This is a genomic window from Methylobacterium sp. HJ2 (genome assembly GCF_056431005.1).
Map to the genome: position 1 here is coordinate 769,599 of NZ_JBWJYM010000001.1, position 23,156 is coordinate 792,754.

The following is a 23,156-nucleotide window of genomic DNA, read 5'->3' on the forward strand; positions in this document are numbered from 1 at the left end:
GGGCACCCGACCCGCGTTGACGCGATTGAGGTAAACACCTTAATCTTAGGCAACGACAGAATCGGTTCGCGATTCGGATGCCGCAGATGCCGGAGGATCCCATGAACGCCGTCCCGCTCGCCACCGCGGGTCACGCGACCCACCATCTCGACGTGCTGGTGATCGGCGCCGGGCTCTCGGGGATCGCCGCCGGCTATTACCTGCAGACCCGCTGCCCGGATAAGAGCTACGCCATCCTCGAGGCGCGCGATGCGATCGGAGGGACCTGGGATCTGTTCCGCTATCCCGGACTGCGCTCGGATTCGGATCTCTACACCTTCGGCTTCGGCTTCCGGCCCTGGACCGGAGACAAGGCCATCGCAGACGGCGCCTCGATCCTGACCTACCTGCGCGACACCGCGGCCGAGTACGGGATCGACCGCAGGATCCGCTTCGGCCACCGCGTCACCGCTGCCGCCTGGGATTCCGCCAGTGCGCTCTGGACGGTCGACGTCGAGTCCGGGACGGGCTCGGCCCGCTACACCTGCGGCTTCCTCTATGTCTGCGCCGGCTACTACGATTATGCCGGCGGCTACCGGCCCGACTGGCCGGGCACCGAGCGGTTCCGCGGCCGGATCGTGCATCCGCAAGCTTGGCCGGACGATCTCGACTACGCGGGCAAGCGCGTCGTGGTGATCGGCAGCGGCGCCACGGCGGTGACGCTGGTGCCGGAGATGGCCCGGAGCGCCGCCCACGTCACGATGCTGCAGCGCTCGCCGACCTACATCGTCTCGCTGCCGTCCCGCGACCGCATCGCCGACCGGCTGCGCGGCCGGGTGCCGGAGCGGCTCGCCCACGCGCTGGTGCGCTGGAAGAACGTGGCCCTGAGCATCTTCTTCTATCAGTTCGCCCGCCGGAAGCCCGAAGCCATGACGCAGCGCATCCTCGGCGGGATCCGGGCGCAGCTCGGCCCCGACTACGACGTCGCCACCCACTTCACCCCGACCTACAAGCCCTGGGACCAGCGGCTCTGCCTCGTGCCGGACGGCGACCTGTTCCGGGCGATCGGCAAGGGTTCGGCCTCCGTCGAGACCGACACCATCGAGACCTTCACGGAGACTGGCCTGCAGCTCGCCTCCGGGCGGCGGCTCGAGGCCGACGTGATCGTCACCGCCACCGGCCTGCGGGTGAAGATGGTCGGCGGCATGGCTGTGTCGGTGGACGGGAAGGCCGTCGATCCGGCGAACAGCTATCTCTACAAGGGCATGATGCTGAGCGACGTGCCGAACTTCGCGGTCGCCATCGGCTACACCAACGCGTCCTGGACCCTGAAATGCGAGCTGACGGCGCGCTACGTCTGCCGCCTGATCCGCCGCATGGACGCGCGGGGCGACCGCTGGTGCGTGCCGCGCCGCGACGGCACCGAGGGCACGGAGCCGGCCATCGACTTCACCTCCGGCTACATCCAGCGCGCGAGCGCGGTCCTGCCGAAGCAGGGCTCGCGCAAGCCCTGGAAGCTCTACCAGAACTACGTGCTCGACCTCGCCGCCCTGCGTTACGGGCGCATCGACGACGGGACGCTCGAGTTCGGGCGCCCGGCAGAATCCCGCAAGGCGGCCTGAGGACGGACCATGGGCAACAGTTTCGATCTCGCGGGCCGCACCGCCCTGATCACCGGCGCCGGCAGCGGGATCGGGCGCGCCTTGGCGGCCACGCTCGCCCGGCGCGGCTGCCACCTCGCCCTGGCCGACATCGACGAGGCGGGTCTCGCCGAGACGGCGCGGCTCCTGCCCGGCACGGTTCGCGTCAGCCGCCACCGCCTCGACGTCGCGGACCGCGACGCGGTCATGGCCTTCCCGGAGGCGATCCGGGCGGAGCATCCGGGCCTCGATCTCCTCGTGAACAACGCGGGTGTGGCGCTCGGCGGCACGTTCGAGCAGGCGAGCGAGGCCGATTTCGACTGGCTCATCGACATCAACTTCTTCGGGGTGGTGCGGATGACCCGCGCCTTCCTGCCGATGCTCCGGGCGAGCCCGGAGGCCCGCATTGTCAACCTGTCGAGCCTCTACGGCCTCATCGCGCCTCCGGGACAGACCGCCTACGCGGCGAGCAAATTCGCGGTGCGGGGGTTCTCGCAGGCGCTGCGGCACGAGCTCGCCGGCTCCTCCGTCGGCGTCACGGTGGTGCATCCGGGCGGCGTCGCCACCGCCATCGCCGACAGGGCCAGGATTCCGGCGAGCGTCTCGCCCGAGGAGGCGGAGCGCGGCCGCCGCCTCTCCAAGAGCCTGCTGACGCTGCCCCCGCCACGGGCCGCGGAGATCATCGTCGCGGCGGTCGAGCGCCGGCGCGGGCGCGTCCTCGTCGGGACGGATGCCAAGCTGGTGTCGCTCATCGAGCGGATCGCCCCCGTCTCCTACTGGCGCGCGATCAGCCGCCTGGCGCGACCGAGCCGATGAGCGGCCTTCTCGCGCTCGCCGCGGTCCCGGCAATCCTCGCCCTGGCCGCATCCGGGCTCGCCCTGTTCACGTGGCGCACGGCCTGCCGCGTCGAGCGCCTCGTCCCGCCCCGCGGGCGCAGGCTCACGGTCGGCGGGCGATCGATCCACATCGTGGACGAGGGGCAGGGCCCGGCGATCGTCCTGATCCACGGCTTGGGCGGCCAGCTCGGCAATTTCACCTACGGCCTGCTCGATCGGCTGTCCGACCGCTACCGGGTGGTACTGATCGACAGACCCGGTTCCGGCTACTCGCCCCGCGGCTGGCGCGCCTCCGCCGATCTTCCCGGACAGGCGGATGCGGTCGCGGGCGTCATCGCCGCGCTCGGGCTCGAACGCCCGCTCGTCGTCGGCCATTCCCTCGGGGGCGCCATCGCCCTGGCGCTCGCCCTGAACCATCCCGGCAGCCTGCGCGCCCTGGCTCTCGTCGCCCCGCTCACCCAGCCGACCGGGCGCGCGCCTCCGGTCTTCAGGCTCCTGGCCATCCGCTCGCGGTGGCTGCGCCTCCTGACGGCCTGGACGCTGGCGACGCCCCTGGCGATCCTGGCGCGCGCGCGGACCCTCGACACCGTCTTCGGGCCCGAGGAGGCGCCGTCGGATTTCCCCGTGCGCGGCGGAGGGCTGCTCAGCCTGCGCCCGAGCAGCTTCTACAACGCCTCCTCGGATCTCGTGGCCGCCGGCGAAGACATGTGGGGCCTGCAGCCCCGCTACGGCGAACTCCGGATGCCCATCGCGATGCTCTACGGCCGCGAGGACAGGGTCCTCTCACCGGTCGAGCAGGCCGAAGGGCTCCGGCGGGCGATCCCCTCGCTGGCGCTGACGCTCATCGAGGGCGGCCACATGCTGCCCGTGACCGTTCCGGACCGGGTCGCGGACTGGATCCACGCGGTCGCGGCCGAGTCCGCCGAGGGCCGCGCCGTCGCCGACGCGTGAGCCGCGACCATTTTCGCGGGAAACACTCGCCGCCTCGCGGGTTCGTCGGACAGGTCATCCGAAAAACGCCGAGGACGCACGATGAGGGCACTGGTCTGGCACGGCACGCAGGACATCCGCTGCGACACGGTTCCGGATCCAGAGATCGAGGACGATCGCGACGCCATCATCAAGGTCACCGCCTGCGCGATCTGCGGCTCCGACCTGCACCTCTACGACCACTTCATGCCCGGCATGGAGAAGGGCGACATCATGGGCCACGAGACCATGGGAGAGGTGGTCGAAGTGGGCAGGGGCATCAACGGCGCCCTGAAGAAGGGCGATCGCATCGTCGTGCCCTTCACCATCATCTGCGGCGAGTGCGACCAGTGCAAGCGCGGCTTCTTCTCGGTCTGCGAGCGCTCGAACCGCAACAAGCACATCGCCGCCAAGGCCTTCGGCCACACCACGGCGGGCCTGTTCGGCTACACCCATCTCACCGGCGGCTATCCGGGCGGGCAGGCCGAGTACCTGCGCATTCCCTTCGCCGACAAGACGCATATCAAGGTGCCGGATTCGCTCACCGACGAGCAGGTCCTATTCCTGAGCGACATCCTGCCCACGGGCTGGCAGGCGGCGGTCCAGTGCGAGATCGAGCCCACCGACACGGTCGCGATCTGGGGCGCCGGCCCGGTCGGCCAGATGGCGATCCGGTCGGCGGTCCTGCTCGGGGCGAAGCAGGTGGTCTGCATCGACCGCGTGCCGGAGCGTCTCGAGATGGCGCGCGCCGGCGGCGCGATCACCATCAACTTCGCCGAGGAGAGCGTGATCGAGCGCCTGAACGAGCTCACCGGCGGCAAGGGCCCGGAGAAGTGCATCGACTCGGTCGGCCTTGAGGCGCACGCCACCGGCACGGTGGACTCGATGTACGACCGCGCCAAGCAGGCTGTGATGCTGGAGACAGACCGGCCGCATGTGCTGCGGGAGATGATGTATGTCTGCCGCCCCGCCGGCACGCTCTCCGTGCCCGGCGTCTATGGCGGCCTTCTCGACAAGATCCCGTTCGGCGCCTTCATGAACAAGGGCCTGACCCTGCGCACGGGCCAGACCCACGTGAACCGCTGGACCGACGATCTCGTCCGGCGGATCGACGAAGGGCAGATCGACCCGTCCTTCGTCATCACGCACCGGATCGGGCTCGAAGAGGGGCCCGAGATGTACAAGACCTTCCGGGACAAGAAGGACGGCTGCATCAAGGTCGTGATCCGGCCCTGAGCCGAACGCGGGCGCCGCTGCGTCGCGGATCCGCGGCGAAAGGGCGGCGCCCGGCCTCATCCCCTCCGTCGAAGCGAGCCCACCCATGCGCTACGAAGGTTACGCCTCCGGCCGGCCCGGACACCCCGCCCAGGGCACGGACCGCCTCGCGCGCGGGCTCGGCTACCTGTCCCTCGGATTGGGTCTCGCCGAACTCTTCGCCGGACACAGGATCGCGCGCCGGCTCGGCATGGAGGAGCGGACCGACCTGATCCGGGCCTACGGCCTGCGCGAGATCGGCACCGGGATCGGCATCCTCGCGAGCGAGGATCCGGCGCCGTGGATCTGGGGGCGGGTCGCGGGGGACGCGCTCGATCTCGCCACCCTTGGCGCCGGCCTGAACGCGCGCCACGCGCGCACCGACGCCATCCTCGCCGCGATGGGCTTGGTGCTGGGCGTCACCGCCGTCGATGCCGTCTGTGCCCGCAATCTCGACCGGCAGACGCGGCGTCCCCTGCCGCCGATCCGGTCCTATCACGACCGCTCCGGCTATCCGCGGGGCGTGCAGCGCGCGCGCGGCGCGGCGCGGGACTTCGTGGCGCCGACCGGGTTCCGCAGCGCGGAACTGCTGCGGCCCTGGGCGGCTTGAGGCCTGGGACGACACAGCGGAGGAGGATGCGTGCCGGGCGACGAAGACGAGCCTCATGCGGGCCTCGCGAAGGCTGTGCCGCCCGAGATGGCTCCGGGCCCGTCCCAGGCCGAGCGGGACACGGCACATCCGGGTGAGATCAGCTTCGAGCAGATCCGGGAGCGGGCCTACGAACTCTGGGAGCGCAACCACCGGCCGGAGGGTTTCGAGATCCAGTTCTGGCTGCTCGCCGAGCGGGAGCTGAAGGCCGAACGCGACCGACGCTCTGCGGGCCCGCGCTCGGAGACCGACGGGACCCCCTGACGGATCGGTGGGAAGGATCCGTCGGCTAAGTCCGGGACCTTCGCCAGTCCTGCAACTACACTTGCTGCAGCTTGACGGTGGAACCTTCACCCATGTGAAAGGATTGACCAGCCGCAAAAGATTTTTGGAGGAATACGCAATGAAGATGTCTGGTATCGCAAGCGCCTTTGCCATTCTGGCCTTCACGGCGGGCGCGGCCGTCGCAGCCCCCTGCAACACGGGCTCGACCAAGGGCAAGAGCCCGGATCAGCAGGCCAACATGAAGAGCTCGGACGTCGACAACTCGAGCAAGAACCTTGCCGGCGGCCAGCAGCCGGCCTCGCCGGGCACCGTCGGCGCCATGAACAATGCCGGCGCCAACCAGATGGCCGCCACGAATCAGGGAACGCCGAACCAGGGTGACCGCACCGATCCGGCCGCCAAGAACCTTGCGGGCGGTCAGCAGCCGGCCTCGCCCGGCACGGTGGGCGCGATGAACAATGCCGGCGCCAACCAGGATCTCGGCAAGAAGGGCAACGACGATTGCTGATCGGGTGACGGGGCCGGGGCGTCCTCGCCTCGGCCACTCCCCTTGATCCCGCACGCGGCGACACGGGCCGGGGCCTGCCTTTCGGGGTGAGCTCCGGCCCGGCTGCGTTCGGACCCCGCGACCCGCGATAAGTTTTTCCAGGGAGCCGGCCGGATTTAACCTGTGCAGTACCCCGGTCGCGGTCGCGCGTGCATCGTCGTCTCAGCCCGGCTCCGATGCCGTGCCGGCGTGGGTGCGCGATGTCTCTGACGGGGCGGTTCTGGTTTCGGAAGACGTGGTCGGGCAAACTCGTCCTTCTGGTCGAGGACAAGCGGCCACGGTGGTTCGGGCCGAAGGGGGCGTTCAAGCTCCGCTGGCGGGATGCCAAGCTGCTCGACCTCGCCGAGCCCCCGCTTCGGACGCTGATGAGCCTCGAGCGGGCCTACCGCTACGAATACGCGCCGGGTTCGCCCAAAGGCCTGCACGCCGTCGATACCCATCCGGCCGAGCAGGCCGTCCCGCCGGTCTCGCGCCGACCGCCGGCCGCCTAGCGCGCGACCGGCCGCCGCCCCGGAGCGCGGCCGTCCGGGCGACCTCGGTACGCGCGCGTGATGTTCGTGCGGAGGTCGCGCATCTCGTCGTGGAAAGCCAGCATCACGCGATCACGGCACCTCCATCAGGATCCGTCCCGCCGCTTCGCCGACCTCGAAGCGGCAGCCGCAGATATCGGACCGCTCGCGCGCGATCTGACATCATTCCCGGCACGGTCTCGCAGGCGGCCCGATAGGCAGCCTGGAGGCTCTCTATCTCGAGTCCCGTACCCTCGCTCGAACGCCACGCCGGTGCGCAGGTGGAAGAAGACGGGCATGGTACTGCCGTCGGTTCCGTAAGGCCTTGCGCAGCCGGGCGTTCGCGCCGAATCCGATCAGGCAGCCGGACTCCGTCAGGCCGGCGGCTCCAGCCGTTCGAGCAGCGCATCGGCGAGCCGCCCGCATGCCGCCGCGTCGGCGGCGTGCCGCTTCAGCACGATGCGGCCCTCGCGAACGGTGACGTCCTCGCCGAGGGCGAGGGCGCGCGGGCGGCGGCCCGGCCGGAAATCCGCGGCGATGCCGGCCGGGCCGCCGCTGAGACGGGCGATGCCGAGCGCGCGGCATTGCACCCGCAGGCGGGCCAGCGTCACCAGCGCCTCGACCTCCGCGGGCACCGGGCCGAAGCGGTCCTCCATCTCGGCGCAGAGGGCGTCGACCTCCTCGAGAGATCCGAGCCGCAGCAGGCGGGTGTAGAGGCTCAGGCGCAACTCGGGCTCCGGGGTATAATCGGCCGGGATCGTGCCGCTGAGCCCGAGATTGATCTCCGGACGCCAATCCTCGGCGGTCTCGCCCTTGGCCGCGCGCAGGGCGAGCTGGAGAATGTGCTGGTAGAGCCCGAGGCCGATCAGCTTGACGTGCCCGGCCTGGGCGTCGCCCACGAGGTCGCCCGCGCCGCGATGGTCGAGGTCGCGGGCCGAGATGGTGAAGCCGGCCCCCAGCCGGTCGAGGGCCTCGAGGGTCCGCAGACGCTTCTCCGCGGTCGGGGTGAGGGCGCGCTCGGGGTCGTTCAGCAGGTAGACCGAGCCGCGGCGCTGGCCGCGTCCCACACGGCCGCGCAGCTGGTGCAGCTGGGCGAGGCCGAACCGGTCCGCGTTCCAGACCAGCATGGTGTTGGCCCGCGGCACGTCGAGGCCGCTCTCGATGATGCTGGTGGCGAGCAGCACGTCGCCGTCGCCGTCGGCGAAGCGGATCATCACCTCGTCCATCGCGGCGGGCTTGAGGCCCCCATGCGCGATCGTCAGCGACAGCTCCGGCACCGCGGCCTTGAGGCGCCGCGCCATCGGCTCGAGATCCTCGATGCGCGGGCAGACGACGAAGCTCTGCCCGCCGCGCTGGGCCTCGCGCATCAGGGCGGCCCGCACGGTCTCCTGCGCGAAGGGAGCGATCACCGTGCGGATCGGCTGGCGCACGGCCGGCGGCGTCGCGATCACGCTGAGCGCGCGCAGGCCCACCAGCGCCGCCTGCAGCGTGCGCGGGATCGGCGTCGCGGTGAGCGTCAGCACGTGGCCCTCGGGCGCCATCGCCCGGAGCCGGTCCTTGATCCCGGCACCGAAGCGCTGTTCCTCGTCGATCACCGTGAGGCCGAGATCGGCGAAGCGTACGCCTCGCCCCGCGATCGCATGGGTCCCGACCACGATCCGGATCGATCCGTCGGCGAGGCCGTCGCGCACGCGCTTCGCCTCGGCCGGGCCGACGAGGCGGGAGAGCTGGCCCACCGCGATGCCGAACCGGGCGAAGCGCCGCTCCAGCGTGCGCAGGTGCTGGCGGACGAGGACCGTCGTGGGTGCGACAAGCGCGACCTGGCGGCCGGAGAAGACCGCGGCGGCGATGGCGCGCAGGGCCACCTCGGTCTTGCCGAACCCGACATCGCCGCAGACAAGCCGGTCCATCGGGTGGCCCGAGGCGAGGTCGGCCAGCAGGGCCTCGGTGGCGGCGGCCTGATCAAGCGTCAGGCTGAAGCCGAAGCCGGCGGCGAAGCGCTCCATCTCGCGCTCCGGCGGCGTGAGCACGGGCGCCTTCGCGCCGGCGCGGCGCTCGGCAAGGGCGACCATCTCGCGGGCGGTGCGGGCGATCGTCGCCTCCGCCTCGCTGTGGCGGCGGGTCCAGGAGGCGCTGGCGAGGCGGTCGAGCCCGACGGCCTCGGGATCGGAGCCGTAGCGCCAAACACGGTCGGCCTGAGAGACCGGCAGCATCAGCACGTCGTCTCCGGCAAAGCGCAGACGCAGGGCCTCGCCGCCTTCCGGTCCGAGACGGTCGAGGCCCTCGAAGACGCAGAGCCCGTTGTCGCGGTCTACCGCGACATCGCCCGCGCGCAGCTCCACCTCGCCGAGCGGCAGAGTCGCGACGCGGGCCTCGCTGGAGCCGGCGCGCTGACCGTAGAGATCGGCGGCTGCGAAGACCACGATCCCGTCGGAGGGGCTGCGGAAGCCGGCCTCGATCGGCGCCTCCAGGGCCAGCACCGAGCCCGGCGCTGCGGCGACCGCCTCCGCCCAGGCCGTGATCGGCCGCACCCGCTCGGCCCCGGCCCGCTCGGCCTGGCGCGCGAACCGGCGCAGCGTCCGGTCCGGCCCCGCGAGCACCACCCGCTCGCCCGCCTTCAGGCAGGTCTGCAGCGCCTTGGCGAAGGCGGCGTTAGCGCGGCTCTGGCGCACGAAGGCTGGGATCGCGACATCCGCGCCCTCTGCCTCCGTCGCGACCGCCAGGACGCGCCTGCGCATGAGGGCGGCCCAGGCGTCCGGATCCAGGTAGAGCGCGCCGGCATCGGGCCCGCTCGCTCCCTCCCGACCGTCGGCGATCTGCTCGAAGAAGGCGTCGGCGCGGGCCTGCGCGCCGGCCTCGACCACGAACCGGGCATCCGGCACCACGTCCGGCACCGAGGCGAGGCGATCGTAGAAGCGGGCGAGACCGTGCTCCTGGCCGGTGAACGGCCTCAGGCGCGAGGCCGCGTCGGGGGGAAGGATGATCTCAGTGGCGGGGTCGATCACCAGGCAGTCGGTCGCGGCCTGCGAGCGCTGCGAGATCGGATCGTAGGCCCGGATGCCGGTGACGCGCTCGCCGTCGCGCTCGACCCGGCAGGGCAGGGGGCTCGCGGCCGGGAAAACGTCGATGGTGCGACCCCGGATCGCGAATTCCCCGGGCTCGTCGACCCGGTCGTCGAGGATGTAGCCGAGACGGACGAGGGCGGTCGTGAGCGCCTCGGTGTCGAGGCGGTCGCCGACGCGGATCTCGACGCGGGCATCGGCCCAGGTTTCGGGCGGCGGCACCCTCTGGATCAGGGCCGGCGCCGTGCTGAGCACGATGTCGGGCCGCTGCTCGGCATCGGTGAGCCAGCGCAGGACGCCGGCCCGTCTGCCCATCACGCCGCGGGACGGCGAGGCCCGGTCGAAGGGCAGGCAATCCCAGGCGGGGAAGATCGCAACGCGAAGCGCCGGGTCCAGCGCCGTCAGGATGTCGGCGATCGCCTCCAGCCGACGCTCGTCTCGGGCCACGTGCACGAGGGGCGCCGCCCGATCGCACATGCCCAGCAGCGCGACGGCGAGGGCCCCCGTCGGCACGAGCGGCGCCTCCTGATCGAGGGTCGCGTGCGCTCTCGTCCTGCGTTTTGCCATCGGTGTCCGGGGGTCACGCGCTCAACGGGTCGTGTGTCGCACCTGCGCGGCACACGCCCCATGGAAACTTGCGAGCGCCGCGCGGGCTCCGGGCCCGATCGCCGCAATCCCCAGAAACCCGCGCGACCGGCCCGGTCATCGCCGTGACCGGGCCATCGGCAGGGCCTCGAACCCGCGGGTTCGAGGCCGCCTCAGGCGGCCTGCGCGATGGGCGCGGGGGCGGGGGCATCCATCGCCCGGAGATAGAGATCGAGCAGTGTCTCCTGCTCGTCACGCTCGTCCTTGTCCTGCTTGCGCAGCTTGAGGATCTCCTTCAGCACCTTGACGTCGAGGCCCTCGCCCTTCGCTTCGGAGAAGACCTCCTTCTTGGTCTCCATCAGGTCCTTGATCTCCTCGTCGATGCGCTCGATGCGCTCGATGATCGAACGAATACGGTCACCCGCGACGCCAAGGGTATCGGTGGTGTCGGACATGCTCTCTCCTTGCCTGATCCGGGCGCCAACCTGTTCGATCGCGGTAAGCGGATGGTTAAGCGCGGCCGCCTCGCGAGGGAGCCTGTCACTCCGGCGGGACGACCGTAAAGGGGTCAGACTTGGTCAGATGTTCGAGGTCATGGATCGAGCCTTCGAACGTTCGGCATGGATTCGGAAGCGTTGCATAAGTGATTTGCACGATTGAATTTCTGTTCCATGCTGCGTATCGGTTTGGTCAACCGACGTGATCGAAACTGATCGATGTGCTAACAAATGTTGGATTCTTGCCGCTGCCGGGCCGGCGAGAATTCGTGCGACAGGGATTGCGACGACCATGATGGATGGCAGCTTCGACAGTGGGCGCCTGTCCGAGGTGTCTCGCCTCGCGGGTGTCCTGGCGGATCAGGTCTTGCGCGAGAGCATGATGGGCAATGCGTCCATGATGAAGTTGACCGCGCTCGGCAAGGCGGCCCTGCTCCTCCAAGACTATGACCAGCCCGTTCCCGAACTCGTGGTCGATGTCCTCACCCGCGTGATGGGCGACGGGGCGGAACTCACCGAGAGTGAGGTACGTGCGTCCGGCGAGGATCGGTCCGCTGACGGGGATCCGGGCGCCGAGGAGCTTGGCGACGAGGTTGGCGACCTGGAGGAGCACGCGGACGGCAGCGAGCCGCGCCGTCGGCTTCTCCCCCGCCTGATCCAGTCCCTGCGCCCCGCCCGGAGCTGAGACCCGGGCCGGCCACCGGCCGGCTCCGGAGCGTCTGCGAACGGCGTGTCTCCGTCGCGCCCGCCCCGACTCGTCGGGGCGGCCCCCTGTGACGGCCGGGACGCCTCGCAAACCGAAAGCTCTCCCGAGATCAGCCGAGCCTGCGGGCATGGAGCGCCGAGTCTCGCGGCACCGCGCCGAAGGTTTGTGCAGAGTATCGATTGTCCCCGCTTCGGCGTTTGACCGGTCGCGTCGATTGGGTACCGTCCCGCATAGCGCCCGCCGACCCTCGCGCCATGCCTCGGGCCATTCCGTGCGCCGAGACGCTGCACGCGGCGCCGGCCGGGCCTGCTACGCCCCTCCGCCGTTTCGAGACCTGCCATGCCCAAGACCGTCGTGATCCCGCCCGGCACGGGCAAGCCGCTGGCGCCCTACGTGCCCGGCACGCTGGCCGACGGGGTGCTCTACGTCTCCGGCACGCTGCCGCTCGATGCGGAGGCCAACGTGGTGCATGTGGGCGATGCGGGCGCCCAGACCCGCCACGTGCTGGAGACCATCAAGGGCGTGGTGGAGGCCGCCGGCGGCAGCCTGGCGGACGTGACCTTCAACCACGTCTTCCTTACCGACTGGGCCGACTACGCGGCGATCAACGCCGTCTACGCCGCCTATTTCCCCGGCGACAAGCCGGCCCGCTACTGCATCCAGTGCGGCCTCGTGAAGCCCGAGGCCCGCGTCGAGATCGCCTCCATCGCCCATCTCGGCACGCCCGTCGCGGCGCTGAACGTCGGCACCTCCGTCTGATGGCCGTCTTTCACGAAGTCCGCGGGGCCGGCGCGCGCGCGGTCCTGCTCTCGCCGGGGCTCGGCGGGTCGGCGGGCTACTTCGCCCCGCAACTGCCGGCGCTGGAGTCCCGCTTCCGTACGATCCTGTACGATCACCGCGGCACCGCCCGCTCCGCCGGGCCGCTGGAGCCCGGCCACGACATCGCGGCAATGGCGCGCGACGCGCTCGGCGTGCTCGACGCCCTCTCGATCGAGCGGGCCGACATCGTCGGGCACGCCATCGGCGCGCTGATCGGGTTCCAGCTCGCCCTCGACCATCCGGAGCGGGTCGGGCGCATCGTGGCGATCAACGCGTGGTCGGCGATGGCTCCGGCGACGCGCCGGTGCTTTGCCGCCCGCAAGGTGATCCTGCACGGGGCCGGCCCCGAGGCCTATGTCCGCGCGCAGGCGATTTTCCTCTACCCCTCGCCCTGGATCTCGGCGAACGGCGCGCGGCTGGAGGCCGACGAAGCGCACGCCCTCGCCCATTTCCCGGGCGCCGAGACCGTGCTCGCCCGGATCGCCGCGGCGGAGGCCTTCGACATCACGGGGCGTCTCGGCGAGATCCCGCACGAGACCCTGGTGATGGCCGCCCGCGACGACGTGCTGGTGCCCTGCACCGCCTCCGAGCGGCTCGTCGCCGGCCTGCCCAACGCCCGGCTCGACATGGTGGCCGAGGGCGGCCACGCCCACAGCGTGACCCGGACCGAGCGGTTCAACCGCGCGCTCATCGACTTCCTGGCGCAGCCCTGACCGTCCCGGTCGCCGGGAACCGGATCGTCTCGGCGAAGACGACCTGCCGGTTCATCATCGGGGCGTGGCTCACCGGAAGGCGTCAGGCCCGCTCGGCGAAGATCGCCTTCTTGACGATGGCGTGGACGCCCCAATTGCCGTCGACCACCTGCGTGATGCCGAAATCCACCGCGATCGACATCAGGGAGATCGCCTCGTCCTCGGTCAGCCCCTTCGCGTGCATCAGGAACTGGCGCATCTTGCGGAAGGCGTCGCGCATGGCGAGGTCGATCGAGGATTTCTCGAAGATCGCGCTCTGGGCGTCCGGCCCGAGATCGCGCAGGTAGTTCGGGTAGCTGAAGCCCGACAGCACCCAATCCTCGGCGGTCTCGATCATCGGGAAGTCGAGGGCTTCGAGCGCGGTGCCGGGCAGATCCGCCTTCTTGTGCAGGACGAACTGGAAGGTGCCGGTGAGCGAGCACTCGATCGCGGTGCCGCAGAGCTCGGAATCGCCCTGGCTGGCATGGGGATCGCCGACCGAGAACAGGGCTCCGGGCACGGCGACGGGATAGTACAGGGTCGCGCCCTTGCCGATGCGCCAGTTGTCGATGTTGCCGCCGGTGTGGTTCGGCGGGATCGAGTTGACCTTCTCGGCCTCGGCCGGCGCCACGCCCATCGTGCCGAAATGCGGGCGGATCGGCACCCGGATCCCCTTCAGCACGTCGAAGGTCTTGGCGGTCTTGGCGTGATCGACGATCAGGCCCGGATAATCGATCGTCGGGTGCGAGACCCCGAACGGATCGGTCACGCCCGGCCAGCGGAAGCTGTAGACCGCCCGCGCCCAGTCACGGTTGCCGGTGGCGTCGACCTCGTAGATCGTCACCACCTCGCGCGGCTTGTCGCCCGTGATCAGGTCCTTGTAGTGGTAGCCCCACCACGCGGCGGCGTTGCTGCCGAAGGCGAGGCCCTTGTATTTGGGGTTGGCGCAGGGCCGCGGCGCCACGTCGAGGATGCGGACCTCGAGGACGTCGCCGGGCTCCGCCCCGCGGATCGCCACCGGGCCGGTGCAGATATGCACGCCGAGCCCGCCTCCGGGCCCGAGCTTGGCGTCCATCGCCCCCGCGCCGCGGGGCGAGACGGCCATCCGGTCCTTCGTCCAGGCATAGACGCTCTCGGCGCCCGGATCGCCCTGGATCATGCGCTCGGCATCGTCGCTCGCCTGATGCGTCAGCGTCTCGATGGTGACGAAGTCACCCGACGCGATCTCGACCTGCGGCTTGAGGCTCCGGCTGAAATAGCCCCAGTGCACGGTCTCGGCGTTGGCCGGCAGGTGGTAGTGGGTCGTGGCCCGGACCCGCGCGCCGCTCGCCTCCGCGAGCGCCGGGCTCACCAGGGAGAGGGACTCGCCCGCGAGCGCCGCGATCCCGCCCGCCGCCACGAAGCCGCTCTTCAGGAAGGCGCGCCGTTCGGGCTCCATGTCCCGCTTGTAGCGCAGGCGGTGCGCCTCGAAGGCGGCGCAGTTCGGATCGTCACCCCGGCACATTCAGGCTCACCCTTCGACACGAGACGGAGTTTTGAATGCAATCCAGCGGCCAAGCTGTCGGTCGAGTGAGGTGCCGACCGGCCTGGGATGGCTCAGGCCGCCAGTAGGCCGCGCCGGGCCCGCCGCCGCTGCAGCCAGAGCACGGCACAGAGGGCGGAGCCGATCACCGCGGCGGAGACGGCGGTGGTGAGGGTGCCGAGGGCGTAGATCTCGGGGGTCGTCACGGTCGTGGTCAGGCCCTGGAGCTCGAGGGGGAGGGTGTTGCGCCCGCCGATCGCCTGGCTGGTGCGGGCGAGCTCGTCGAAGGAGAGGGTGAAGCCGAACAGCGCGACGCCGATGAGGGAGGGCGCGAGGATCGGGACGACGACGTGGCGGAGCGTCTGCGCGCCGCTGGCGCCGAGGTCGCGGGCGGCCTCCTCGTAGGCGGGGCTGAAGCGGTTGAAGACCGCGAACATGATGAGCAGGCCGAAGGGCAGCGTCCAGGTCAGGTGGGCGCCCAGCGCCGAGGTGTAGAGCCCCATCGCGGTGCCGTGGTCCTGCAGGATGCCCCAGCCGGTGGCGGCGGCGAGCGCCTTGATCGCGTCGTCCACGAGCCGGAATTCGAGGCCGATGCCGAGCGAGACCACGATCGAGGGCACGATCAGGCTCGCCACGGCGAGCATGAACAGCGCGCCCGAGCCGCGAAACCCCTTCCGGAAGGCGAGGCCGGCGAAGAACGCCATCACGACGGTGAGCACCATCGCCACGAGGCCGAGCCGCAGGGAGCGTCCGAAGGCGGCCCAGATGTCGACCACGCCGACGCCGGCCCAGAGCTTGCCGAACCAGTGCGTGGAGACGCCGTTCAGCGGGAAGGTCAGGCCGCCCTGCGGCCCCTGGAAGCTCAGGACGAGGATCGTCAGCGTCGGCCCGTACAGGAACAGCACGAACAGGGCGAAGAAGGCGGCGAGCGCGTAGAAGGCGAGGCCGCGGGGCGCGTCGCTCATCGGCTCACAGCTCCCGGCGCAGGTCGATCAGGCGGGTCAGCCCGAGGATGATCAGCATCACGGCGCAGAGCAGCACCACGGCGTTGGCGGCGGCGGCCGGGAATTGCAGGTAGGCCATCTGAACCTGGATCACCTTGCCGACGGAGGCGATCTGCTGGCCGCCCATCACGCCGACGGTGACGAAATCGCCCATCACCAGGGTGACGACGAAGATCGACCCGATGGCGATGCCGGGCTTGCACAGCGGCAGGATCACGGTGCGCAGGGTCTGCCAGCCGGTGGCCCCGGCATCGTAGGCCGCCTCGATCAGCGCCCGGTCGATGCGCGCCATCGAGTTGAAGATCGGCACGATCATGAACACCGTGTAGAGGTGCACGAAGGCCAGCGTGACCGAGAAGTCGGAATAGAGCAGGCCCTCGATCGGCGCGTCGATCAGGCCCATGCCGCGCAGCGTGTCGTTGACGAGGCCGTTCCGGCCGAGCAACGGGATCCACGAGATCATGCGGATCACGTTCGAGGTCCAGAACGGAATCGTGCAGATCAGGAACAGCACCGTCTGCATCAGGCGGCTGCGCACGTGGAAGGCCAGGAAGTAGGCCACCGTGAAGCCGATCAGCAGCGTGAAGGCCCAGGTGAGGGCGCAGAACTTGAGCGTGGAGAGATAGGTCCGCACCGTCGTGCACGGATCGGCGGTGTTGAGGCAGCCTTCGAAGATGTCCCTGTAGTTCTGCAGGGTGAAGGCCGGGATGATCTCGTACTCGTTGTACTCCCAGAAGCTGACCACCAGGGTCAGGGCCAGGGGCACGGCGAGGAACACCACGAAGACCAGCGCCATCGGCGAGGCCTGGAGATAGGTCAGGCGCCGCCGGCGCCGCGCCTCCGTGCGCAGGCCCGTTTTCGCCGGGGCGATGGCCTCCGCGGGGGCGGGGAGGGCGATGTCGGTCATGGAAAGGGTCGCTCCGGCCTTGGGTGGGCGCCCCTCGCCCCGCAGGGGGACGAGGGGATTCCGGCCCCGCTCACGCCGCGATGAACTCGTTCCACTTGCGGACCATGTAGGTATTCTCGTCCATCACCGCGTTCCAGCAGGCGACGGAGCCCATGCGGGCCTCGAAGGAGCCGCCGTCGCGCACCGCGCCCGCCTTCTCCAGCACCGTGCCGTCCGGGCCCTTGATGTCCTTCTCGGCGGGCTTGCCTTCCATCCAGAACGCCCATTCGTAGGGCTCCATATTGGCCTTGGCGGTCTCCAGCACGGCCGAGTAGTAGCCCTGGCGATTGAGGTAGGCGCCGGCCCAGCCGGAGAGGAACCAGTTGACGAAGTCGTAGGCCGCGTCGAGCTTGCGTCCGGTGAGTGTCTTGGGCAGGCCGAAGCCCGTCGCCCAGGCCCGGTAGCCCTCCTTCAGCGGCTGGTACACGCAGGGCACGCCCTGCGATCGCACCTTGGTGACGGCGGGCGACCACATCGACTGGATCACCGTCTCGCCGGACGCCATCAGGTTCACGGATTCGTTGAAGTCCTGCCAGAAGGCGCGGAACTGCCCGGCGCGCTTGGCCTCGATCAGGAGCTTGATGGTGCGGTCGATCTCGGGCTTCGTCATGTTGCCCTTGTCGCCGTAGGTGTAGTCGCCCGTGGCCTCGACCACCATCGCGGCATCCATGATGCCGATCGACGGGATGTTGAGGATCGAGGCGCGGCCCTTGAACTCGGGGTTCAGCAGTTCCTTCCAGCTCGTGACCGGGCGCTTGATCAGGTCAGGCCGGATGCCCAGCGTATCCGCGTTGTAGGTCGTGGGAATCAGTGTGATCCACTCGGTCGGCGCTGTGGCGAAGCTCTTGCCGGTCTGGCCCTCGAGGTAGAACACCTTCTTGGGCGCGGTGCCCTGGTCGCCGATCTTCTTGCCGTTGATCTCGCCCTTGGTGAACACGCTGGTGATCTTGTCGGCGTTCTTGATGCGCCGCGCATCCATGCCGAGGATGTTGCCCGAAGGGACGATCTTCTTCAGGCTGAAGAACTCGGTGTCGATGAGGTCGAACGAGTTCGGCTGCGTCACCGCCCTCTTGGTGACCTCGTCGGTCACCACCGGGATGTACTCGATCGTGATGCCGAGATCCTCCTTCACCTTCCGGGCAATGTCGGCCGACTGGTTCACGGCGGTCCCGAGGTAGCGCAGCGTCACCGGTTCCGCGGCGTGGACGGCGGGGAAGCCGGTGATCGGGCCCGATCCGAGGGCCAGTCCCGCGGCACCCGCGCCCTTGAGCCACGTGCGCCGCGTCGGGTTGCTGATCTCGCTCATCGTGCGCTCTTTCCTGGTCATCGTCGTGAGGATGGTGGCGGCGTCAGGCACTCAGCCTGTGGGCCGCGGCCGCGTCCCAGCCGACCGCGACGGTGTCGCCGAGCCCGAGTGGCGCGGCAGCGAAGGCCTCGTCGCTGACGATCGCCGTCAGCGCGGCCGGCCCGTCCGGCGCCCGGGCGATGCCCTCGGCATCGAGCCCGAGATGCACGCTGGTTCCCTGGTACTCGACGGCGACGACCCGGGCCGGGCGGCTGCCGGGGCCGGCCGCGGCTCCGAGCCGCATCCGGTCCGCCCGGACGGCGACCGTTCCCTCGGGCAGGGCGATCACGTTGTGACCGCCGATGAAGCGGGCGACGAAGGCCGTTGCCGGGCGCTCGAACACGGTGCGCGGGTCGGCGGCCTGCTCGATCCGTCCGGCGTTCATCACCACCACGAGGTCGGAGAGCGCCATCGCCTCCTCCTGGCTGTGAGTGACGTGGATGAAGGTGAGGCCGAGTTCGGCCTGGATCCGCTTCAGCTCAACCCGCATCCGCACCCGCAGGAACGGGTCGAGGGCCGAGAGCGGCTCATCGAGGAGCAGCACCTTGGGGCCGGTGACGAGCGCGCGCGCGAGGGCCACGCGCTGCTGCTGGCCGCCCGAGAGCTGCGCGGGCAGGCGCTCGGCGAGATGGCTCATCTGCACGAGGTCGAGCATCGCCGCCGCCTTGGCGCGGCGCTCGGCCTTGGCCACGCCCCGCATCTTCAGGCTGAAGGCGACGTTGTCCCGGCAGTTCAGGTGCGGGAACAGCGCGTAGCTCTGGAACATCATGGCGGTGCCGCGCTCGGCCGGCGCTGCGTCGCCGACGGAGCGCGGACCGATCACCACGTCGCCGGACGACACCGCCTCGTGGCCGCCGATCATGCGCAGCGTCGTGGTCTTGCCGCATCCCGACGGCCCGAGCAGGCAGCAATAGGCCCCCGAGCGGATCTTCAGGTCGATCGCATCCACGGCAAGGGTCTCGCCGTAGCGCTTCGTGAGCCTGATCAGCTCTACATCCATACGGTGCTCCTCGCCCCCGGCTCGCCGCGACCCGGAGCAAGGCGCAGGCCACAGCGCGCGATCGGAGCGGGGAGAAGAGCGGATCGCGGCGCGTCGGGCAGCATCCGAACGAAAACGGCGCGCGCTGCACAATTTCTGTGCAGCGCGCGCCGAAACGCGGTGAGCCGCCGCAGAGATTCAGGCGCGGGTGCCCTCGAAGCCGGCGCGGATCGCCTCCGCATCGAGGTTGCGGCCGATGAAGACCACCCGCGAGACCCGGGGTTCGTCGGCGCGCCAGTCGGCCTGGAGATCCCCGTCGAGGATCATGTGCACGCCCTGGAAGACGAACCGCTTCGGCTCGTCCGGGAAGGCGACGATGCCCTTGCAGCGCAGGATGTCCGGGCCCTGGACCTGCGTGAGGTTTGAGATCCACGGCATGAACTTGTCGGGATCGACCGGCCCATCGATCCGTGCCGAGACCGACTGGATCTCGCTGTCGTGGTGATGGTGGTGGCCCTCCTCCAGGAATTCCGGCTCCAGGTCGAGGATGCGGCCGAGATCGAAGGCGTTGCGCTCCAGCACGGCGTCGAGCGGTACGGCGCAGTTCTGGGTGCGGTGGATCTTGGCGAAGGGATTGATCACCCGGATCTCGGCCTCGACGCGGTCGAGGTCGGTGCCCGAGACCAGATCGGACTTGTTCAGCAGGATCACGTCCGCGAAGGCGATCTGGTTCTTCGCCTCGGGCGCGTCCTTGAGCCGGTCCGAGAGCCATTTGGCGTCGGCCACCGTCACCACCGCATCGAGCCGCGCGGCCTCGCCGACATCCTGATCGACGAAGAAGGTCTGGGCGACGGGGGCCGGGTCGGCGAGGCCGGTGGTCTCGACGATGATCGCATCGAACTTGCCGCGGCGCTTCACCAGCCCGTCCATGATGCGGATAAGGTCGCCGCGCACGGTGCAGCAGACGCAGCCGTTGTTCATCTCGAAGACTTCCTCGTCGGCGCCGACCACGAGGTCGTTGTCGATGCCGATCTCGCCGAACTCGTTGACGATCACGGCGTAGCGCTTGCCGTGGTTCTCGGTGAGGATCCGGTTGAGCAGGGTCGTCTTGCCGGCGCCGAGATAGCCCGTGAGCACGGTGACGGGGATCTTCGACGAGGCGGCGGGGGACGGGGCGTCTGACATGGCGGCTCTTCGCGAGGACATGAGGAGGGCGGCACCGGGGGGGGCGCGGCTCAGGCCTGTAATATTGTAGCGCGGGCGCCCGATGGAAGGTGCCCAAGATCGTCAAGCCTGTCCGCAGCGGCCGGACCCCCGCCGGCTCGTGCCGTTCGCGAGCGAAATGCGCTCCGTATCCGGACGAAGTCCGCCGGTCCTGCCGGATGCCCGGCGGGGAGCGCGCTTGCCGTGGGTCGCGAGGGTGCAGCGGAGCGGCCGGCGCCATGAATTCGCTGCCTCACCGGATGACCGATCGCCGTCGACGGGCTCGGGGCGGCTCCTCCGACTTGGGCTCGCTGCGGCTTTGGCAAGATAATGACAAATTCTAGATTCAAAGAGCGAAAACTGCTCAGTATCACTTTTGGCTGTTCAAACAACGGAACATCCTTATACTTGCCCGATCGGCGCCATGGATTGGATCGGTTCGATGATTGTGTCACAAAATTCCGGTCCCGGCTGCGGCCCGGCCCAGCCCGTCGAGCCGCACGATGCATGAAGCCCGGACTATCGAGGCCGGACCGCGTGATCCGCGCGTCGCGATTATCGCCGATCTCATCGACAGCCCCGTCGACCTGACGCGCGATTCCCGAGCCGGCTCGCCCCTCGGCGGCGCGCTGGAGCTGATGGACGTCTGGATGGCGATGGACGCCGAGGGGCGCGAACGCCTCCTCGTCTTCGCCCGCACGCTCGCCGAGCGGGACTGACGCGCCGCTTGATCGGCGCGGACGTCGGATCCGGCGGAGGTCCCCCGCGCACGCCGCTCGCCGAGACTCCGTCGTCCTATCGGTGCCCGCGACCGAGGATCCGCCGGACGGGGTAGCGCAAACGAGGGCGCGGGTGGAATCGGCCGGATTCCCGATCCGGCTCGGACGCGCGCACCGTCCCGGCTTTGCCGGAGAGCGGTCGCCCGGCTCCTCAGCGCGCGGCCGGCTTCCAGATCCGCGCGGCGATCTCCGTCGCCTCGGCGAGGGCCTCGTACAGGTCGGCCTCCCCATCGTGGCTGCCGGAGCGGATGGCCTCCGCCAGCGCCGCGGCCGGATCCTCCGCATCGCGCGGGCACCGTGCCAGGACCGTCGCGCGTGCGCCGGCCGCAGCGTCCGCCTCCGCGATCTCGCGTATGGCAATGCCCAAGGCATTGGCCACCATCAGGGCGACGAAGCGCGGCCGGCCGCTCAGCGCGGGCGTCACCACCTCGACCAAGGCGCGCCGTGCCGCATCGAGGAGGGCCGCGCCGCTCGGCTCGTCGGTCATGAGTCCGCTCCCCGCCGTGCCGGCCAAGTCCTGGGGCTGGTCGCCGCAAGGATGGCCCGTTCGAGTTCCGGCACCATCCGGCCGGTCAGCGCCAGTTCGAGTGAGACCTCGCGGCCGGACACATGGCGGAAGCCCTGTTCTAGGGCGATCACCGCCCAGCGCAGATGCGCCATGACCTCCCAATAGGCTACGGCCTCGCCGTTGATCGCCCGTCCTGCCTCCGCCGCGTAGCCGCGATAGAAGGCCGCGCGGGGTGCGATGCCACCGGCCTCGAGATCGGGGCGGCCGAAGCGCCAGCAGGCGGCGCAGAACCAGCCGAGATCCTGCATCGGGTCACCCCAGCCGGCGAACTCCCAGTCGAGAACGGCAGTCAGCCCGGCGCCATCGACCATGTAGTTTCCGGTTCGGAAATCGCGGTGCACCAGGGCGGGCGCGGCGCAGGCCGGCGCCGTGACCTCTGCCCAGCGCAGGCCCCACTCGATCGCCGGGCGGATCGCGCCGATGCCGTCGAGACTGGCGCGCAGCGCCCGGATCTCGGCCCGCGCCGGCTCTGGATCGGGTTCGCCCAGGAAGGCGAGCCCGGCGGGGGGCGGCTCGCCCGGCGGCAGGATCGTGTGGATGCGCGCGAGTTCGCGGCCCAGTCGCTCGGCGAGGCTGTTACGGTCGCCGCCGAGCCCCGTCTCCTTGACGATGCGGGGGCCGAGCCCGATCCCCGCGACGAGGCGCATCACCGCGAAGGGCGTGCCGAGGATCGTCGCATCATCGCAGAAGCCCAGCGGCTCGGGCACGAGCACGCCGGCCCGATGGGCGGCCTCGACCAAGCGGAATTCCTGCTCGCGGGTCCGGCTCGATGCGATCGTCGCCGGGGCGTCCTTGCGCAGCACGACGTCGTGGATCGTGGAACCGTCGGCGCAGCGCAGGCGCCAGTTCTCCTGGATCGCGCCGCCGCCGAGCGGCTCGGCCTCCTCGATCGTCAGGCCGGGCGTCCCGAGGCACGCGGCGAGCCAAGCGCGCAGACGGTCGCGTGCAGCCGCGTCGATCATGCTCTAGAGCCCCGAGACGAGGTGGCCGCCATCGACCGCGACGGTGCTTCCGGTCATGTAGCTCCCGGCATCCGAGGCCAGCAGCAGGAGCGCACCGTCGAGTTCACTCGGTTCGCCCAGGCGCCGCTGCGGCATCCGGCGGATCATCGCCTGGCCAGGCTCCGTGGCGAAAAAGGCGTCGTTCATCTCGGTGCGGACGTAGCCGGGCGCGAGGGCGTTCACCCGGATCCCGTGGCGGGCCCATTCGAGGGCGAGCGCCTCTGTGAGCTGGATCACCGCGGCCTTGGAGGCGGCGTAGGGGGCGACCCCTCCGGCGACGCGCAGGCCCAGGATCGACGCCACGTTGACGATGCTGCCCCCGGCCTTCGCCTCGGCCATGCGGCGCGCGGCCTCCTGAGCCACGAGCCAGACGCCCTTGAGGTTGGTGTCGATCACGGAGTCCCACTCCGCTTCGTCGAGGGCGAGCGCCGCCTTCGCCACCGCGATCCCGGCATTGTTGACGACGATGCCGACCGGTCCGAAGCGCGCCTCCGCCGCCCCGAACGCGAACGCGACGCTGTCCCGGTCGGTCACGTCCATCACCGCGGCGTGGGCCTGCCCGCCCGCCGCCTCGACCGCCGCCACCGTGTCGGCCAGCGCCTCGGCGCGGCGCGCCGCGAGCGTCACCCGCGCGCCGGCTCGGGCGAGCGTGCCGGCGAAGTGCCGTCCGAGCCCGCTCGACGCGCCCGTGACCAGGGCGTGCCGCCCGGCGAGACCAAACAGGTCCATGCGCCCCTCCCG

23 protein-coding genes are annotated in these 23,156 nt (G+C 70.4%); 12 read left to right on the forward strand and 11 right to left on the reverse strand.

The features are described from left to right. The first annotated feature begins 101 nt into the window (after nucleotides 1–101). The 8 genes from ACS5RC_RS03585 to ACS5RC_RS03620 all read left to right on the forward strand — a co-directional run bounded on the left by ACS5RC_RS03585 (nucleotide 102) and on the right by ACS5RC_RS03620 (nucleotide 6,650). On the forward strand, nucleotides 102–1,601 hold the full coding sequence (locus ACS5RC_RS03585; RefSeq protein ID WP_478342430.1) for a flavin-containing monooxygenase: 1,500 nt from the start codon (nucleotides 102–104) through the stop codon (nucleotides 1,599–1,601). A gap of 9 nt (nucleotides 1,602–1,610) precedes the next feature. After that, entirely contained in the window at nucleotides 1,611–2,435 is an 825-nt protein-coding gene (locus ACS5RC_RS03590; RefSeq protein ID WP_478342431.1) for an SDR family NAD(P)-dependent oxidoreductase, read from the forward strand. Further along, nucleotides 2,432–3,406, forward strand: a complete 975-nt coding sequence (locus ACS5RC_RS03595) for an alpha/beta fold hydrolase (RefSeq protein WP_478342432.1) — start codon at nucleotides 2,432–2,434, stop codon at nucleotides 3,404–3,406. Before ACS5RC_RS03590 ends, ACS5RC_RS03595 begins: the two co-directional genes overlap by 4 nt. Nucleotides 3,407–3,487: 81 nt before the next feature. Further along, entirely contained in the window at nucleotides 3,488–4,660 is a 1,173-nt protein-coding gene (locus ACS5RC_RS03600) for a zinc-dependent alcohol dehydrogenase (protein ID WP_478342433.1), read from the forward strand. An 85-nt stretch (nucleotides 4,661–4,745) separates the two neighbouring features. Then, nucleotides 4,746–5,288: a cyclase dehydrase gene (locus ACS5RC_RS03605; RefSeq protein ID WP_478342434.1), complete on the forward strand. Its 543-nt coding sequence runs from the start codon at nucleotides 4,746–4,748 to the stop codon at nucleotides 5,286–5,288. Between the two features lie 30 nt (nucleotides 5,289–5,318). Beyond that, complete coding sequence (locus ACS5RC_RS03610) at nucleotides 5,319–5,591, forward strand: DUF2934 domain-containing protein (RefSeq protein WP_478342435.1); 273 nt, start codon at nucleotides 5,319–5,321, stop codon at nucleotides 5,589–5,591. Nucleotides 5,592–5,730: 139 nt separating this feature from the next. Beyond that, a complete protein-coding gene (locus ACS5RC_RS03615; RefSeq protein ID WP_478342661.1) occupies nucleotides 5,731–6,120 on the forward strand; it encodes an exopolysaccharide production protein YjbE in 390 nt (129 codons plus the stop codon). Between the two features lie 239 nt (nucleotides 6,121–6,359). Continuing rightward, nucleotides 6,360–6,650 carry a hypothetical protein gene (locus ACS5RC_RS03620; protein WP_478342436.1) on the forward strand — a complete coding sequence of 97 codons (291 nt, stop codon included), beginning with the start codon at nucleotides 6,360–6,362 and terminating at the stop codon, nucleotides 6,648–6,650. A 392-nt stretch (nucleotides 6,651–7,042) separates the two neighbouring features. Here ACS5RC_RS03620 and ACS5RC_RS03625 read toward each other — a convergent pair whose 3' ends face one another. Further along, on the reverse strand, nucleotides 7,043–10,297 hold the full coding sequence (locus ACS5RC_RS03625) for a TRCF domain-containing protein (protein ID WP_478342437.1): 3,255 nt from the start codon (nucleotides 10,295–10,297) through the stop codon (nucleotides 7,043–7,045). Nucleotides 10,298–10,488: 191 nt separating this feature from the next. Beyond that, complete coding sequence (locus ACS5RC_RS03630; protein WP_478342438.1) at nucleotides 10,489–10,770, reverse strand: DUF2312 domain-containing protein; 282 nt, start codon at nucleotides 10,768–10,770, stop codon at nucleotides 10,489–10,491. Between the two features lie 334 nt (nucleotides 10,771–11,104). Between ACS5RC_RS03630 and ACS5RC_RS03635 the strand changes: the two genes are divergently transcribed. The 3 genes from ACS5RC_RS03635 to rutD all read left to right on the forward strand — a co-directional run bounded on the left by ACS5RC_RS03635 (nucleotide 11,105) and on the right by rutD (nucleotide 13,050). Then, nucleotides 11,105–11,497: a hypothetical protein gene (locus tag ACS5RC_RS03635; protein WP_478342439.1), complete on the forward strand. Its 393-nt coding sequence runs from the start codon at nucleotides 11,105–11,107 to the stop codon at nucleotides 11,495–11,497. A gap of 360 nt (nucleotides 11,498–11,857) precedes the next feature. Next, the gene (rutC, locus tag ACS5RC_RS03640) at nucleotides 11,858–12,277 is read left to right on the forward strand and encodes a pyrimidine utilization protein C (protein ID WP_478342440.1); all 420 of its coding nucleotides are present in this window, start codon (nucleotides 11,858–11,860) and stop codon (nucleotides 12,275–12,277) included. Beyond that, nucleotides 12,277–13,050: a pyrimidine utilization protein D gene (rutD, locus tag ACS5RC_RS03645; RefSeq protein WP_478342441.1), complete on the forward strand. Its 774-nt coding sequence runs from the start codon at nucleotides 12,277–12,279 to the stop codon at nucleotides 13,048–13,050. Before rutC ends, rutD begins: the two co-directional genes overlap by 1 nt. Before the next feature lie 82 nt (nucleotides 13,051–13,132). Here the strand turns inward: rutD and ACS5RC_RS03650 are convergent, their stop codons facing one another. The 6 genes from ACS5RC_RS03650 to ACS5RC_RS03675 all read right to left on the reverse strand — a co-directional run bounded on the left by ACS5RC_RS03650 (nucleotide 13,133) and on the right by ACS5RC_RS03675 (nucleotide 20,049). Further along, the gene (locus ACS5RC_RS03650) at nucleotides 13,133–14,572 is read right to left on the reverse strand and encodes an acetamidase/formamidase family protein (protein WP_478342442.1); all 1,440 of its coding nucleotides are present in this window, start codon (nucleotides 14,570–14,572) and stop codon (nucleotides 13,133–13,135) included. A gap of 92 nt (nucleotides 14,573–14,664) precedes the next feature. Further along, nucleotides 14,665–15,555, reverse strand: coding sequence for an ABC transporter permease (locus tag ACS5RC_RS03655; protein WP_478342443.1), 891 nt, complete (start codon nucleotides 15,553–15,555; stop codon nucleotides 14,665–14,667). Between the two features lie 4 nt (nucleotides 15,556–15,559). Then, nucleotides 15,560–16,501 (reverse strand): ABC transporter permease, encoded by a 942-nt coding sequence (locus tag ACS5RC_RS03660; protein WP_478342444.1) that lies wholly within the window; start codon nucleotides 16,499–16,501, stop codon nucleotides 15,560–15,562. Between the two features lie 70 nt (nucleotides 16,502–16,571). Further along, a complete protein-coding gene (locus tag ACS5RC_RS03665; RefSeq protein ID WP_478342445.1) occupies nucleotides 16,572–17,846 on the reverse strand; it encodes an ABC transporter substrate-binding protein in 1,275 nt (424 codons plus the stop codon). A 43-nt stretch (nucleotides 17,847–17,889) separates the two neighbouring features. Continuing rightward, nucleotides 17,890–18,885 (reverse strand): ABC transporter ATP-binding protein, encoded by a 996-nt coding sequence (locus ACS5RC_RS03670; protein ID WP_478342446.1) that lies wholly within the window; start codon nucleotides 18,883–18,885, stop codon nucleotides 17,890–17,892. Between the two features lie 177 nt (nucleotides 18,886–19,062). Next, nucleotides 19,063–20,049, reverse strand: a complete 987-nt coding sequence (locus ACS5RC_RS03675) for a CobW family GTP-binding protein (RefSeq protein ID WP_478342447.1) — start codon at nucleotides 20,047–20,049, stop codon at nucleotides 19,063–19,065. Nucleotides 20,050–20,570: 521 nt separating this feature from the next. Here ACS5RC_RS03675 and ACS5RC_RS03680 point away from each other — a divergent pair. Beyond that, entirely contained in the window at nucleotides 20,571–20,786 is a 216-nt protein-coding gene (locus ACS5RC_RS03680; RefSeq protein WP_478342448.1) for a hypothetical protein, read from the forward strand. A gap of 211 nt (nucleotides 20,787–20,997) precedes the next feature. Here ACS5RC_RS03680 and ACS5RC_RS03685 read toward each other — a convergent pair whose 3' ends face one another. The 3 genes from ACS5RC_RS03685 to ACS5RC_RS03695 are packed head-to-tail and all read right to left on the reverse strand — an operon-like array spanning nucleotide 20,998 to nucleotide 23,144. After that, on the reverse strand, nucleotides 20,998–21,333 hold the full coding sequence (locus ACS5RC_RS03685) for a DUF6285 domain-containing protein (protein ID WP_478342449.1): 336 nt from the start codon (nucleotides 21,331–21,333) through the stop codon (nucleotides 20,998–21,000). Then, nucleotides 21,330–22,376 (reverse strand): phosphotransferase family protein, encoded by a 1,047-nt coding sequence (locus ACS5RC_RS03690; RefSeq protein ID WP_478342450.1) that lies wholly within the window; start codon nucleotides 22,374–22,376, stop codon nucleotides 21,330–21,332. The genes ACS5RC_RS03685 and ACS5RC_RS03690 overlap by 4 nt, the downstream gene beginning before the upstream one ends. Before the next feature lie 3 nt (nucleotides 22,377–22,379). Beyond that, complete coding sequence (locus tag ACS5RC_RS03695) at nucleotides 22,380–23,144, reverse strand: SDR family NAD(P)-dependent oxidoreductase (protein ID WP_478342451.1); 765 nt, start codon at nucleotides 23,142–23,144, stop codon at nucleotides 22,380–22,382. Between the last annotated feature and the right edge of the window lie 12 nt (nucleotides 23,145–23,156).